General features: G+C 46.5%; 15 protein-coding genes. 4 read left to right on the top strand and 11 right to left on the bottom strand.

What is annotated here, in order from left to right; all coding sequences use genetic code 11:
- Position 1: 1 nt before the first annotated feature.
- From Q1Q15_RS00735 to Q1Q15_RS00685, 11 genes are all read right to left on the bottom strand, one after another.
- A complete protein-coding gene (locus Q1Q15_RS00735) occupies positions 2-829 on the bottom strand; it encodes a 50S ribosomal protein L11 methyltransferase (RefSeq protein WP_300455243.1) in 828 nt (275 codons plus the stop codon).
- A complete protein-coding gene (locus Q1Q15_RS00730) occupies positions 816-1,169 on the bottom strand; it encodes a hypothetical protein (RefSeq protein WP_300455241.1) in 354 nt (117 codons plus the stop codon). The genes Q1Q15_RS00735 and Q1Q15_RS00730 overlap by 14 nt, the downstream gene beginning before the upstream one ends.
- Complete coding sequence (locus tag Q1Q15_RS00725) at positions 1,162-1,818, bottom strand: YkgJ family cysteine cluster protein (RefSeq protein WP_300455238.1); 657 nt, start codon at positions 1,816-1,818, stop codon at positions 1,162-1,164. Before Q1Q15_RS00725 ends, Q1Q15_RS00730 begins: the two co-directional genes overlap by 8 nt.
- 91 nt (positions 1,819-1,909) lie before the next feature.
- Entirely contained in the window at positions 1,910-3,283 is a 1,374-nt protein-coding gene (gene mnmE, locus Q1Q15_RS00720) for a tRNA uridine-5-carboxymethylaminomethyl(34) synthesis GTPase MnmE (RefSeq protein WP_300455235.1), read from the bottom strand.
- Between the two features lie 6 nt (positions 3,284-3,289).
- Positions 3,290-4,231, bottom strand: coding sequence for an RNA-binding cell elongation regulator Jag/EloR (jag, locus tag Q1Q15_RS00715; RefSeq protein ID WP_300455232.1), 942 nt, complete (start codon positions 4,229-4,231; stop codon positions 3,290-3,292).
- Between the two features lie 12 nt (positions 4,232-4,243).
- Positions 4,244-5,926, bottom strand: a complete 1,683-nt coding sequence (gene yidC / locus Q1Q15_RS00710) for a membrane protein insertase YidC (protein WP_300455229.1) — start codon at positions 5,924-5,926, stop codon at positions 4,244-4,246.
- Positions 5,927-6,006: 80 nt separating this feature from the next.
- The gene (yidD, locus tag Q1Q15_RS00705) at positions 6,007-6,216 is read right to left on the bottom strand and encodes a membrane protein insertion efficiency factor YidD (protein WP_300455226.1); all 210 of its coding nucleotides are present in this window, start codon (positions 6,214-6,216) and stop codon (positions 6,007-6,009) included.
- Between the two features lie 3 nt (positions 6,217-6,219).
- Positions 6,220-6,567 (bottom strand): ribonuclease P protein component, encoded by a 348-nt coding sequence (rnpA, locus tag Q1Q15_RS00700; RefSeq protein WP_300455223.1) that lies wholly within the window; start codon positions 6,565-6,567, stop codon positions 6,220-6,222.
- A gap of 12 nt (positions 6,568-6,579) precedes the next feature.
- Positions 6,580-6,714 carry a 50S ribosomal protein L34 gene (rpmH, locus tag Q1Q15_RS00695; RefSeq protein ID WP_300455218.1) on the bottom strand — a complete coding sequence of 45 codons (135 nt, stop codon included), beginning with the start codon at positions 6,712-6,714 and terminating at the stop codon, positions 6,580-6,582.
- A gap of 129 nt (positions 6,715-6,843) precedes the next feature.
- Complete coding sequence (locus Q1Q15_RS00690; RefSeq protein ID WP_300455215.1) at positions 6,844-8,415, bottom strand: Rne/Rng family ribonuclease; 1,572 nt, start codon at positions 8,413-8,415, stop codon at positions 6,844-6,846.
- 5 nt (positions 8,416-8,420) lie between these two features.
- Positions 8,421-10,934, bottom strand: coding sequence for a TIGR03960 family B12-binding radical SAM protein (locus Q1Q15_RS00685; protein WP_300455212.1), 2,514 nt, complete (start codon positions 10,932-10,934; stop codon positions 8,421-8,423).
- 84 nt (positions 10,935-11,018) lie between these two features.
- On the opposite strand from Q1Q15_RS00685, the gene asnS reads away from it, so the two are divergent.
- The 4 genes from asnS to hisF all read left to right on the top strand — a co-directional run bounded on the left by asnS (position 11,019) and on the right by hisF (position 14,844).
- On the top strand, positions 11,019-12,398 hold the full coding sequence (gene asnS / locus Q1Q15_RS00680; RefSeq protein WP_300455209.1) for an asparagine--tRNA ligase: 1,380 nt from the start codon (positions 11,019-11,021) through the stop codon (positions 12,396-12,398).
- 26 nt (positions 12,399-12,424) lie between these two features.
- The gene (locus tag Q1Q15_RS00675) at positions 12,425-12,772 is read left to right on the top strand and encodes a hypothetical protein (RefSeq protein WP_300455206.1); all 348 of its coding nucleotides are present in this window, start codon (positions 12,425-12,427) and stop codon (positions 12,770-12,772) included.
- 71 nt (positions 12,773-12,843) lie between these two features.
- The gene (locus tag Q1Q15_RS00670) at positions 12,844-13,248 is read left to right on the top strand and encodes a thioesterase family protein (RefSeq protein WP_300455203.1); all 405 of its coding nucleotides are present in this window, start codon (positions 12,844-12,846) and stop codon (positions 13,246-13,248) included.
- Between the two features lie 6 nt (positions 13,249-13,254).
- On the top strand, positions 13,255-14,844 hold the full coding sequence (gene hisF / locus Q1Q15_RS00665) for an imidazole glycerol phosphate synthase subunit HisF (RefSeq protein WP_300455200.1): 1,590 nt from the start codon (positions 13,255-13,257) through the stop codon (positions 14,842-14,844).
- Positions 14,845-14,975 lie beyond the last annotated feature (131 nt).

The raw sequence follows: 14,975 nt of genomic DNA, 5'->3' as shown, positions 1-14,975 counted from the left end.
GTTACCCTCTTTTTTTTACAAATACAAAGCCGGACCATTTTTTTTCATCTCTTTGCCAGACCAGGTCAAGTCCTTTTTTTGAATAACACGTGATGAGCGCATCCTTTTCCCATTCCCGAACACCGGACAGGATGACCATGCCGGTATCGGTCAGGCTTGAGCAGATCATATCCGACACGGCTTTCAGGGTGGGAAATCTCAAATTGGCACATATCAATGAGAATCGCCGCCGGCAAACCTCAAACGGGGTTTCGACCAGGGTGATGTTTCCGGTCAGATGGTTTAAGGCAATATTTCTTTCGGCCTCACAAATGGACACCGGGTCAATTTCATAGGCGCTGCAGGCGGTAAGGCCGGAACGGCACATGGCAATGGCCAGTACCCCCGATCCGGTGCCGATGTCTGCACCGGCCAGGTCCGGGGTGGTGTGACCCAAGGGGTTTTCCAGGAAACATGCCTCCATGGCCTCAAGACACAGCCGGGTGGTGGGATGTTGTCCGGACCCGAAAGAAATGCCCGGCGCAATAAGGATGTCAATGTCTGCAGGGGTGGTGGCCGTCTGAAATCCCGGGGGTGTGAGAACATACCGTTTCGTGATCCGGACCGGCTTTAAAAAACTTTTTTCCACATAGGTGGACCCGTAAAGGTAGTGATAGGACAGCTCCTGTTCATCAATGAGCTGCCGGACGATCTTTTTGGCGGCAGAAGCGGAAACGGAAGCCTTTGCTTTGATTTCTTTGATATAGGCCTGGGCTGTCAGTCGAACATCAGATTGATAAAGGATCTCTAAAACAGCCGCTTTGTCCGCTTCCATATCAAAGGGAATCATGCCCTTCTTTTCTTAACAATTCTGCATACCAGCATGCAAACTCAAACATACCCCGTATTTTTTCATCATCATTGATAATACCCAGGCCCATTTCCAGGGCTCCCTGGGCAAAAGCATTGGAATATTCCTCATGATCGACCTGGCTCAAGAACTCCCGGATAAGAACCTGGGTGGTACGCTTGGTTTTATCTTTTCGAATATCAATGGGATCTTTGGGTTCCTCGAACGGGTTCCAGTCTTCATAGCCTTTTTTAAGGATCTGCTTCTGGCCTCTTTTGCCCATGGCATCAAAAATGGTTTTTTTCCGCGCTTCAATCTGTTGTTTGCTAAATTTATCCATTCTTTCTGACTCCCAGGTAGTCTTCGCTAAAATCTATGGTCAGGGCCATGGAAACCGGAATCAACATTTCATGCATTCTTACATTTTCAGAGTTGATCGCTTTGACCAGTTGCGCTGACAGCAGCTGGAGCTGGGTGTAAATTTTATCCATATTCAGTGTCGGGTAGGGCTGTCCCTGGACAAAATTTGTCCGGCCGCAGATATGGCTGACCCCGGCCGTGGAAGTGGGAATACCATATACCCGGCAGGTAATGGGCCGGTTTTCATACAGCACACAGAGATTGTCTTCTCCCAGTAGGGGACATCTGACCCTTTCCTGGGACATTTTCCCAACCACCTCCAATTGGTCTGTGCCGTTTTTGACTTCCTTGTATGCGTCGCGTTTTATCTTCGTCAGGACCCGGTCTGTTTTGGCAGCGATTTCCATGAGGTGGTTTTTTTCTTTTCCGCTGAAGGCGGTTAAAAATTTATCTTTCAAATACAGGGCTTCAATGAGTGTCAAATCAAAAAGTGCGTAACAACAGTCACTGCATTTTTCCCTGCAGAACACTTCTTTGGGGTATTCATTTTTAACACGGTCAAACACTGCGTCCACCATCTGGACCAATGCTTCATACTTAACAAAGTGCTCTCTTAACTCTAATGCCATAGTGTTTATCCTTTATTACGAGTCCCACCGAAACCCGCCTGTTTTAACGATGAATGCGTTGGGATCAAATCTTTATGGTTACCGTCAGGCTTTATTTGCCAATGCAAAAATTACTGAAAATAGCGTCCAATATATCTAAAGATGCGGTTTCTCCTGTAATTGTTCCAAGAGAATCAATACTATTTTTAATATCAATGGCCAGAAGTTCCTCAACCGGATTGCTTATTAGCCCTTTTTTCACGGCTTCAAGGCTGTCAATCGTCTGTTCCAGCGCCCGTTTATGCCGCAAATTGGGAATGACCGATGATCGTTCCATATCCAGCTGGCCGAGACTGATACTGACTATTTTTTCTTTTAATTGTTGAATCCCTTTGTTTAAAAGGGCTGAAATCGCCATTTGTGGAATGTGCTGATACTTCTCTGGCAGGCGGGGCAGTTCTCCGTCAGACAAATCAATTTTATTCACCACAAAAATGGTTTTTTTTCCCAGGGGCACCACGGTTTCAAATTCCTTGTCTGAAAAAGCAGTACCCGGCTCTTTGAGGAACAGAACAAGATCTGATGCGATAATGTGATCTTTGGCCTTTTCAATACCAATGATCTCCACCAGGTCATCGGTGTGGTGAATCCCTGCGGTATCGGCTATGACAAAGGGTATCCCCTCAATGTTCAGTCCCTCTTCAATGGGATCCCGGGTGGTTCCCGGGATGGCCGTAACAATGGACCGGTCCTGCCGGACCAGCCGGTTCATCAGGCTTGACTTTCCCACATTGGGGGCCCCACAGATGGTGATCCGGATACCCTCTTTTAAAAAACAGGCATCCTCATGCTGCTGGACAAATCCCCGGCAGGTTTCCAGTACATCGGCAATCATGTCCATTGACTGCTGGTCTGGTTCAAAGGGGTCCACATCATCTGGAAAATCAATACTGACTTCCAGCAGGGATAAGAACGCTATCAATTTTTCTCTTAATTCCTGGATCTGGCGTTTCAATGCCCCCAGATTCTGGGATGCCGCGAATTTCAATGCACTGGCTGATTTTGCCGTGATGATATCGGCCACTGCTTCGGCCTGGGTCAAATCAATTCTCTGGTTTAAAAAAGCGCGTTTTGTGAATTCTCCGGGTTCCGAAAGCCTTGCCCCCTGGGAAAGGATCTCCTCTAAAAGGGTGCGCAGGACAATGGTGCCCGAATGGGCCTGAATCTCCACGACGTCCTCGGCCGTATAGGAAGACGGGCCTTTCATGGGAATCAGCAGCACCTCGTCTATCACTTGTTTATTTTTACCAAAAATATATCCGTGATAGACCCTGTGGGATTCAAATGGCGAGCCCTTTTGCGGCCCGTGTTTCGTTTTTGAAAAAAGCCTGGCTGCAATATCAAAGGCCCGGGGGCCTGATATCCGTATGACGCCAATACCACCGCTTCCAGGGGGGGTTGCTATTGCAGCAATTGTATCCGTCATGATGACTTATCTTTTGAGCCGTCTTTTTCCTCTGAACGTATTTTTCTTTTTGGGAAAGATCACAAGCCGCCGATAATACCCATCCCCCATGCTCTGGGTCCTGACATTGGTATCATCTTTTAAGGCCAGATGAACGATCCGTCGGTCCTGGGCGCTCATCTGGTTGATGGTGGCGGGGCGGCCCGTCTTTTTGGCCTTGTCCGCCATTTTATACGCCAGGTGCCGAAGATTGGATTTACGGGTTTCCATGTAGCCTTCGATATCCACCTTGACCCTGACCCTGGCATCACTCTTCCGATTGATGATTTTGTCGGTAAGAAACTGCATGGCATCCAGCGTCTGCCCCTTTCTGCCGATCAGGATACCCGCATTTCCACCTTCGATCCTCAAGGTCAGTCTGTCCTGCTCGGTCACCGCACTTACCGTGGCATCATCGGTTATCAAGTCCGCCATTTTCTGTAACGCCTCAATGCCGATGGCAATGGACGCTTCAGACACATCCACCGGCTCGGGGGTTTCATAGGACGGGGATTCTTTCTTCAAGGGTTCTTCATGTTCAGGGGTGCCGGAGTCAGTGACCTCAGGTGCCATATCACCCCCCGGGGTGACCTCAACTTCAGCCGTCTCAACTTCAGCCTTTTCAGCTGCCACGGTTTCAACTTCAGTGACCTTTGCTTCGGTTCCTTCGAGGCGGGTATCTTCACCAAAGGCTTCATCCACAAAGGATCTGATCCCCTCCATCTCCTTTTCTGCGGAGGTGTCTGTATCTTTAACCGGAAGGACAACGCGAATTCTGGCATCTTTTCTGCCGACAATGCCAAAGATACCTGAAGAACCTTCTGAAATCACATTATATTTTAATTCTTTCTTGGAAAGCATTAATTCTGCACAGGCATTTTTTATGGCAAGATCTAAATCTTTCCCTCTGAATTCCTGGGTGTGTGTCATGTTACCTCCTGCTTACGATAATTTCTTTTGAATATAATACTGCTGTCCCATGGATATGATATTGTTCACAAACATATACAGAACCAATCCTGCGGGAAAATTGATAAATAACACGGTCATAAATATCGGCATCAACATCATCATTTTCGCCTGCATGGGATCCCCTGCAGTTGGCGTCATTTTCTGCTGTAACAAAAAAGAGGCCCCCATTAACAGTGTCAACATGGGGATACCATAGGGTTCCTGCATCATTGGGATTGAAAAATTTAACTCAAACAGCCTGTCCGGGGCAGATAAATCAGATATCCATCCGACAAAGGGGGCATGCCGCAATTCAATGGCCTGGTAGAGCATCCTGTAAAGGGCGAAGAAAATCGGCATTTGAACCAGCAAGGGCAGGCAACCACTTGCCGGGTTGACTTTATACGTTTTGTAAAGCCCCATGACTTCCTGGTTCATCCGTTGTTTGTCATTTTTATATTTTTCCCGAATTTCCATCATCAACGGCTGAACTTTTTTCATCTCGTTCATTGATTTATAACTTTTGGACCCCAGGGGCCAGAAAATCAATTTAATTAAAATGGTCAGCAGAATAATGGCCACGCCATAGTTGGGAATCACCCGGTGAATCATATTCATGGTGATCAGCAGCGGCTTGGCGATCACATTAAAAAATCCGAAATTAATGGCATCTTTAAGGGTATTGTCATATTGACCCAGCACTTGTTGACTTTTCGGGCCCATATAATACGTAAAGGCATAATTTCCCTGTTTTCCCGGATCCAGTCGATCCATTTTCCGGACATAACTGGCGCCGACCCGGTCATTGGCAAAGGACAGCTTTAATTTATCCTCAACCGCCTTCCCATCCGGTTCTTTTTCGGGCTTGACCACCGTCATAAAATACTGTTCCGTATACCCGGTCCACCCTATTTTTCCATGAAAGGTGTCCTGATCTTCAATGTCATCCGGATCAATGTCATTAAATTTATCGTCAATAAAAGCCATGGGCCCAACAAATGCAAATCTGGATTGCTTTTTGGTTTCTTCATCAAAGAACCCTGTTGCGGTGATCATGAGAGAATCATTGAACGGCTGGTCAGATCCATTTTGAAAAACGATATCACAATCAATCAGATAGGAGTCAGCCTTAAAGGTGAACCTTTTTTTCACCACCATTCCCTGGGGGGAGGCAAAGACAAATTCAATGGTTTTCTCACCCTGGAAAACTGAGGTTTCAATGGATTCGGTGTTGGCTGTATAGACGGCATTTTTTAACCCGGGAAGGGATTGCCCTTCCAGGTCAAGAAGCAAGGTTCCGGATACCAGCTGCTCCGGCACCAATTGTTTTAACGGGGAGTCTTTTTTGTTTGTTTCTTTATAATTTTTAAGTTCAAAACTTTTAACAGCAGCGCCATCTTCGGAAATGGCAATCTGGTACAACGGGGTGGTGACCAAGATGGTTCGATACACTTTTTTCCGGGGGGTAACCGCTTCAGGCACGACACCTGGCTGGGTTTGATAATCAGACACATTTGGCGTAACGTCCTGAACCTTTTGCTGATCTGATTTCCGGGTTTGAACTTCCTGGGGAAGACTATTGGGATCCGGCGGCTTTACAAAAAATGTTTGATACCCCACAAGGACTACCACAGAAAGCACGACAGCTAATATTAATCGTTTTTGTTCATCCATTTTCTCTCCTAAACCTTAAATAAGTTGTGACGGCACTTCACTTTAAATAGAAGGGAAAAACAGTCTGGCATTTGGATAAATTATGGGACCGGATCAAATCCTCCTGCATGGAATGGATGACAACGCAGCACTCTTTTTACGGCAAGAGTAGTGCCTTTAAGGCTGCCGTATTTTTCAACCGCCTCAAGGGCATATGCCGAACAGGTCGGATAATAACGACAATTCCGCCCTGTTAGAGGGGATATAAAATATTGATAAGATTTAATACCTATTAACAATAGCGTTTTCATTGGTTACACGGCTGCTATTTTTGTAAAAAGTTTATCAAGCTTCTCAATAATCTGCCTGTTGGGTAGCGTAGTCAGACCTTTCTTTGCAATAATGCTGATATCATTTGGTCCTGAAATATTTTCTTTATTGTGTCTGAAATATTCTCTAATAATTCTTTTTATCCTGTTACGCTCGACTGCATTTCCTACTTTTTTTGATACTGTAATGCCAATTCGATTGTTTAGAGCTGTTCCGTTACCTACAATTGCTAAAAAGCAAGCTGTATGTACTTTTTTCCCTTGTTTCGAAAGTGTTAAAAATTGAGCTCTTTTCAGGAGCCTAACCTTTTTTGGCAAACAAAAATTACTCAATAAATCCCTTTATTAAACGGTAAGTTTTTTTCTTCCCTTTGCCCTTCTGGCGTTAATGATCCGTCTGCCACCGGTTGTGGCCATTCTTTTAAGAAATCCGTGCTTTCTGGTTCTTTTCCTGTTACTGGGTTGAAATGTTCGTTTCATAAATCAACAATCCTTACTCATAAATTCCATAGTTTAAACGTTATTGTTACAAACCACCATAAACACAAGACCTTAACGTTTTTTTTTAAAATTGTCAAGAATGATCCTGATTCAATTTTATCCTATCCGTTATTTTATCAGAGACTCGAAGATATGGTATTCCTCTATGTGGTAATGGGGTTCCGGGTATATGGCAATGGGTTTTGAAAATTGTTTTTCCAGGGATGAAATCAGATGTTTTTCCCCTCCGTGGAGCAATTGGGCAATTTCAGGGTGCACTTTTACGGTAAATCGATTGCCCATGATATCACCGGCTTCTGTGACAAGATCCCGATAAATTTTATGGCATATGGATTTTCCCGACAAGAGATGGCCATCGCCATTACAATAAAAGCAGGGTTCACAAAGGGTTCGGGTCAGGTTTCGCCGAATTCTTTTCCGGGTCATCTGCACAAGGCCAAGCTCGGTTAACGGCAGCACATTGGTCTGGCTCTTATCCTTTTTCATGGCTTCGTTCATATGGGCCATGACTTTTTCTTTGTGCTGTTCTTTTTTCATGTCAATAAAATCAATGATAATGATCCCGCCGATATTCCGGAGCCGTATCTGATAGGCAATCTCTTTGACGGCCTCAAGGTTTGTTTTAAGGATGGTCTCATCAAAATTATGCTTTCCCACATATCGACCGGTATTCACATCTATGGCCACCAGGGCTTCGGTTTGATCAATCACAATATATCCACCGGATTTGAGCCACACTTTCCTTTTTAACGCCCGGGCCACATCCCCTTCAATATTAAAGGCATCGAAAATCGATTCTTTTCCCTGGTACAGCTCCACCGATAATTTCACATCCGGCATCAGTTTATTTAAAAAATTCTGGACATTTTCATAATCTTCTTTTGAATCAATGATCAGCTTATCCGCCTCATTGGCCAAAAGATCCCTGACCGCCCGGAACGTTACCGTAAGATCTTTATAGACAAGAGACGGGGCAGAGGCGGTCTTGCGCTTTGTCAAAATGGCCTCCCAGGTTTTGCCTAAAAAATCGATCTCTTTTTTGATGGTTGCTTCATCAATGCCCTCTGCCTGGGTTCTGAAGATATACCCAAAATTATTTTCCCGGATAGAGAGTAACAGCTCTTTTAACCGGGTTCTTTCAGCGTCTTTTTCAATTCTTTTTGAGATACCGATATGATCAACAGTGGGCATCAATACCATATACCGGCCTGCCAGGGAAATGTGGGTGGTGACCCTGGGACCTTTGGTGCCAATGGAGGATTTTGCCACCTGAACCATGATCTCCTGGCCTTCCGTCAGCAGGTCTTCAATATTGCACTCCGGATTTAAGGCTGCTTTCCATGACGCGTGATTGTCTGTTCTGTTCGTTTCTTCACTCTCCTGTTCAGCCGATTCGGTATCTGTGTCCCCATACCCATCCTGTTCAAATTTTTGAAACGTTTTATGACTGGCGGTATCCAGCACATCATCCACATAGATGAACGCCGCCTGATCAAACCCAATATCAACGAATGCCGCCTGCATTCCCGGAAGAACCCGTTGCACCCGTCCGTTATAAATATTTCCGGCAATGGATGTTTCATCTTCCCGTTCTATGAAAACCTCTACAATGGTGCCATTTTCAAGAAGTGCTACGCGTGTTTCATGGGGCGCTGCATTCACAACAAGCTCTTTTAACATGGGGGTCATCCTTGTTTTCTCTTTTTTATTTTGGCTTTTTTTATGACATCTTCATCCAGCTTAAAACAGGCTGTCAATATTTCTAAGGGCCGTATGGTTCTTTCATTATATTTTTTTAAAACCATTTCAATGGTTTGTACATCAACAAAAGATATTTTTTCAACGGATTTTCGCAAATCTGTTGTGCGTATTTTTCCCTTTTTACTCCGGTCTTCAACCAGGAACGTTGATAACTTCAAAAACGAATTCACCATTTCCGGTTCAAAACACCCCTTTGTCAACCGGATCGTGTAATAGGCGGTCAGGTCATTTCTTCGCTGAAATTTGCTGAAGGGGTTGCACCCTGTGATGAAAAGGCCCTGGGGAAGAGCCCTGTTCATGGCATCAACAATGGTTTCAGGCGCCATGGTTTTTTCCAGGTAGATAAACAGATGTTCTTCTTCACTTTCCATTCCCACCGGCAGGGCACTTTCAAAGGAAAGGCGCATGGACGGATTGAATCCCTGGGAATATTTTGCCCTTAACCCAGCTCTTTTCACAGCCCGCTCAACAATGGTGGCCAGTTCAAGGTGGCCAAAAAATTGAGCAACACCCAGCTTTGAAAATGAGAGGTCATATTTTTTAAAGGCATCATCCGGCAATGTCTTCAGGGCATCCGCAAGGGGCGGGTCTGCTGTTGTCACGTCCGCAAGGGTGTCATTCAGCATTGGCTTTATTTGTTTAAAATCACACACACCGCATCCGGTACAGTCGTTCTCCCGGCAGTCAGGCGTAAGGGCGGCGTCTTTGGCGTTTTCAAATTCTTTTTTAAAAAATTCCGGAGTCACCCCTGAATCAATGATATCCCAGGGAAGCGCCTCGTCATCACTGCGATGACGCGAGGTATAAAAGGCAGGATCAATCCCTGTGGCTTCCATGGCCGCCTGCCACAACGGAAAGTTAAATTTCTCCGTCCACCCGTCCAGGCGACACCCCCGTTCAAACGCCGAAACCAGGAGCCGGGACAATTTGCGGTCCCCCCGGGCGAAAACACCTTCCATCAGGCTCATCTCCGGGCTTTGCCATTTGAGATTCAACCGGGGATGCCGAAGGTGAGTTTTCAGATATTGCAATTTTTCCCGGCTCTCCTCAAGGGTTATCTGGGCACACCGTTGAAACGGGGTGTGGGCTTTGGGAATAAAACCGGTTGCGCTGATATTAATGGTTTTTTTGCCCCGGGCATAGGCAGATGCCAATCGTTTTGAAAGGGTACAAATGGCCTCAATATCCGCCGGGGTTTCAAAGGGAAGCCCCATCATGAAATAGAGCTTTATTTTTTTCCAACCCAGGTCAAATGCATTTTCCACTGTGGCGGCAATGCTCTCTTCTGTCAGGTTTTTATTGATCATGTCTCTCAATCGTTGAGAGCCGGCTTCCGGGGCAATGGTAAACCCGGTTTTCCTGACTTTTTTGATGATCTTCATTAATTGGGGCGTCAATTTTTCCGCCCGTATGGAGGGAAGAGAAATGGCGGTGCAATGTCCCTGGCCCAGCGCCAGCAGGCGGTCCATCAATGTCGACAGGTTCGAATAATCGCCTGTGCTCAGGGACAACAAAGAGAGCTCGGAATACCCGGTTGTGGTTAATGATTCCCGGGTGATGGCGATGAGGTCTTCCAATGATCGTTCCCTGACCGGTCGGTATATCATGCCGGCCTGACAGAAACGGCACCCCCGGGAACACCCCCGGGCAATCTCCAGCCGCAGCCGGTCATGAACCGGTTTGCCAAAGGGAACAATGGGCGACAGGGGGAAGGTATCCGTGGTAAGGCTGGGTAAAAATGCGCGCTTGACGCGCTGGTAGTCTTCAAACAGGGGGGTCAAGGTCTGGATACCCCGGTCATCATAAGCGGGGCTGAAAAATGCCGGTACATACACCCCGTCAATTTTTGACAAAAGCCTGAGCAGGGTTTTCTTTTGACCATCCCCCTGTTGTTTAAACGCAATAACCTGGTCTGAAATTTCAATCACCACCTGCTCACCATCCCCGATCACAAACGCATCAAAAAAGTCGGCCAGGGGTTCGGGGTTAAAGGCACAGGGGCCGCCGCCAATAACCAGGGGAAACAGCTCGTCCCGGTCCCGGGCATAAAAGGGAATCTGCGACAGGCTCAACAGGGTTAAAATATTGGTAAAGTTCAGCTCGTAAAGAAGGCTGATGCCGATGATATCAAAACTTTTCAGGTCTTTTTGGGATTCCATGGAAAGGCAGGGAATGTTTTTTTCCCGCAAACAGGCCTCCATATCCGGGGCCGGCGTAAAAAACCGTTCTGCTGCAATATTTTCCTGGCGGTTTAAAATGGAATAGAGAATCTGCAGCCCGAAATGGGAGGTGCCGATTTCATATAGGTCCGGGAATACCAGGGCAAATGTTAACGCCACCTGGGACAGATCTTTTTTAACGGTATTGATTTCATTGCCCACATATCGAGTCGGCGTCTGAACCAATGCAAGGATGTCTTGATAATTTTTCTTATGCATGATACTGAATTTTATAAAAAAATAACCTTTATGTAATTGGTGTAGTCAAATTGTTTAATATATTATTTTTTGCAGGATAACGCAATGGAAAGAACAAAAATCAATGTGCTGCTCAACCTTGAAAAGACCCCTGGACCGGTATTGATCAAAGGGTGGGTCAGGACCAAAAGGGATTCCAAAGAATTTTGTTTCCTGGAAATCAATGACGGGTCCTGCCTGAAAAACATCCAGGTCATTGCCCAGAATGACCTGGCAAATTACCCGGATATCCAAACCATTACCACCGGCACCTCTGTGGCGGTTACGGGACCCCTTTCACCATCACCGGGGAAAGGTCAGAAATGGGAGGTCCCGGCCACGGATATCGACATCATCAGCCTGGCACCGGAATCCTATCCGCTCCAGAAAAAACGGCATTCCGATGAATTTTTAAGAACCATTGCCCATTTAAGGCCCCGGACAAACAAGTATGGTGCCGGGTTTCGACTGCGATCGGAAATGGCCTTTGCCATTCATAAATTCTACAAGGAACAAGGCTTCAGGTATCTGACCGCTCCCCTGATTACCGGCTCAGACTGTGAAGGTGCCGGGGAGATGTTCCGGGTCACCAGCCTTGATCCGAAAACGGTAAAAGAACAGGGCAAAATGGATTTTACAGCGGATTTTTTTGGTCAGGAATCCAACCTCACCGTTTCCGGCCAATTGTCGGCTGAAATGTTTGCCCTGGCCCTGGGGGATGTGTACACCTTTGGTCCCACGTTCAGGGCAGAAAATTCCAACACCAGCCGGCACGTGGCCGAGTTCTGGATGCTGGAGCCGGAAATGGCCTTCTGTGATTTAAAGGAAAGCATGGATCATGGCGAAACCCTGGTGAAATATCTGACCCGGCATGCCATGGAAGAATGCCCTGAAGACATGGCGCTTTTTACCAGCTTTGTGGACAAATCCCTGCCCAAGCGCATCGATACCCTTTTGAATACCCCATTTGCCAGGATTTCTTATACCCAGGCCATTGATATCCTGCAAAAATCCAACAAAAAATTTGATTTCAAGGTGGACTATGGCACGGATCTGCAATCTGAACATGAACGGTTCCTGGCCGAAGAATATTTCAAGACACCGGTTTTTCTCACTGATTACCCAAAGGAAATCAAACCCTTTTACATGCGCGTGAATGACGATGGCAAAACCGTTGCCGCCGTGGACCTTCTGGTCCCCCAGATCGGGGAACTGATTGGCGGCAGCCAGCGGGAAGAGCGACTGGCGGTCCTGAAAAATCGGATGGCGGAAATGAACCTGCCCATGGAAAAGTATTGGTGGTATCTGGATTCCAGGAGATTCGGCTCTGTCCCCCATTCAGGGTTTGGCATGGGATTTGAGAGATTTTTAATGATGCTCACCGGCATCAGCAATATCCGGGATGTCATCCCCTTTCCCCGGACCCCGGGCAGTATCGACTTTTAGCGGCCATGGAGATCAACGGCATCAAGATGCACCGATCCAAAGATATTGATCCGTTGACCGATGCCAGATTAAAGACGCAATTGGTGGTTCGACCAAAAGATACGGTTCTCGATACCTGTGGGGGCCTTGGGTATTCAGCGATATTTGCATTAAAGACCGGGGCCGGAAATCTGTATGGAAAAAAATTTTATGCCGCGCTTTTCAGGGTCATGGCTGACCATTCAAACTTATTTCACTATACCGGCAGCCCGAAAAAAATCAAATCCAAGGATGCCTTTGTTAAAAACACCCTGAACCGGTTGGCATTGTGTGGATTCAAGGCCCTTTGCTTCCATGACACCCGCCAGGGAATTACCGCAGAAAAACAGGGTTGACCCGGCGGACAGGATCATTATCTTTAGGAGATTGCAAAACAATTGATCGTATAAATCCATGGGAGTAGCAAATGGAAACTGAAATCAAAATCAGAGGATATCATACAGACCTGTACCAGCATGTGAACAATGCCCGGTATCTTGAATTTTTAGAAGAAGGCAGGTGGCAGATGCTGGAAGACCATCTTGACCTTGAAGCGTTCATGCAGTCCGGTTTTTCATTTTTTATCGTTAATATCAATATTTCGTATAAAAGTCAGGCCAGGCCCAATGACCTTGTTTTCATCAAATCAGGTCTTGGAAAAATCGGTAACACCAGTGCCGTCATCAAACAGAAAATTATCAATAAAAAGACCGGTGCGGTTTGCGTCGATGCGGACATCACCTTTGTGATTGCAGACCGTAATGGAAAACCCGTTAAACTTGAAGGAGAACTCAAGGAAATATTACACCTCCTCCCGGTATTTGAAGGATAGAAGAATATGATCATTACCTTACTAGATTATGGGGCCGGCAATGTTCGAAGTGTTGCCAATGCCATTGAACGGCTGGGGGGAACCATCAAACCGGTTACCCGACCGTCTGATATTCTGGATGCGGAAAAGCTCTTGTTTCCCGGGGTGGGAAATTATGCGAGCATGATCCGGATTCTCAACGAAAAAAACTATATCCGTCCCCTGCGGGAGTACCTGAGGGCAGACCAGCCGTTCTTTGGTATCTGCCTGGGCATGCAGGCCCTTTTTGAAGGCAGCCAAGAAGATGTTTCAGACCATGAAAGCCTGGGGATCTTCAAGGGCCGGGTCAACCGATTCCAGACACGGCTGGCGGTTCCCCACATTGGATGGAACGGGGTAAACCTGAAAAAGGACTCGCCGGTTTTTAAGGATGTAGCACCGGACACAAAATTTTATTTTGTCCACTCCTATCATATTGTCCCGGAGGATGCGGACATTATTTTAACCACCACAAATTATGGGTATGAGTTTGTGAGCAGTGTTCAGAAAGGCAATGTCATCGGTACCCAGTTCCACCCGGAAAAAAGCGGAACTGCCGGTCTCAAACTCTTGGAAAATTTTATTTATCAAAAGGACCTGAGAGCCCAAACAGCCATTGATATCAAGGGAAAAGGGCTTTCCAAAAGAATTATTGCCTGCCTGGATGTCAGGAGCAATGACCAGGGGGACCTGGTGGTGACCAAAGGGGATCAGTATGATGTAAGGGATGACGGAAATGTCAGGAACCTTGGCAAACCCGTGGCCCTTGCCAAGCGGTATTATGAAGAAGGGGCCGATGAGATCACGTTTTTAAATATCACAGGGTTCAGGGATTTTCCATTGAAAGACCTGCCCATGATCGCCGTTCTGGAAGAAACCAGTAAAAACGTTTTTGTCCCCTTGACCATTGGCGGCGGAATCCGGGATTATACGGACAGTAAGGGTAAAACCTATACCGCACTTGAGGTGGCGGCCCAGTATTTCAGGTCTGGGGCAGATAAAATATCCATTGGCAGTGATGCCGTCTATACAGTGGAACAATATTTAAAAACAGGAAAAAAAACAGGGAAAAGTCCCCTGGAACAAATCTCTAACGTATACGGCAACCAGGCCGTTGTCATTTCAATTGACCCCAAAAGAATCTATGTCAATTCACCAGCAGAGGCGAAGCAGCATCATGTCATCAAAACCATGGTGCCCGGTCCGAACAATGAAGCCTATTGCTGGTATCAATGTACGGTCCAGGGCGGCAGGGAAACCCGGGACCTGGATGCCGTTGCCCTGGCCCAAGCCTGCCAGGAACTGGGTGCCGGGGAAATTCTTCTCAATTGTATTGATAGGGATGGCACCAACTCAGGATTTGACCTTGAATTGATCACGGCGGTAAAAAATGCCGTTTCCATACCGGTGATTGCCTCCAGCGGGGCTGGGTGTGAAGCGCATTTTGCCCAGGTATTTGAAAAAACGGGTGCCGAAGCAGCCCTGGCCGCCGGTATCTTTCACAGACAGGAAGTGCCCATTCAAAAGGTAAAAGACTATCTGCAGGGAAAAAACATAGAAGTTCGTACGACATCATAGCGTTGCTGTAAAGTTGACCCATGAATGTCTAAGGACTGCAAATTTACATAGTGTTTCTTTGGTTTTTCCTGTAAGCATAGCGATTCAGACGAAAGCGGTCACACGGGGTTCCAGCTATAAAATAAGGAGTA

It is taken from the genome of Desulfobacula sp. (assembly GCF_030145145.1).
In the GTDB taxonomy this organism is placed as follows: Bacteria; Desulfobacterota; Desulfobacteria; order Desulfobacterales; family Desulfobacteraceae; genus Desulfobacula.
The sequence above is the reverse complement of the archived record's forward strand: the minus strand, read 5'-3'. Positions and strand labels throughout refer to the sequence as shown.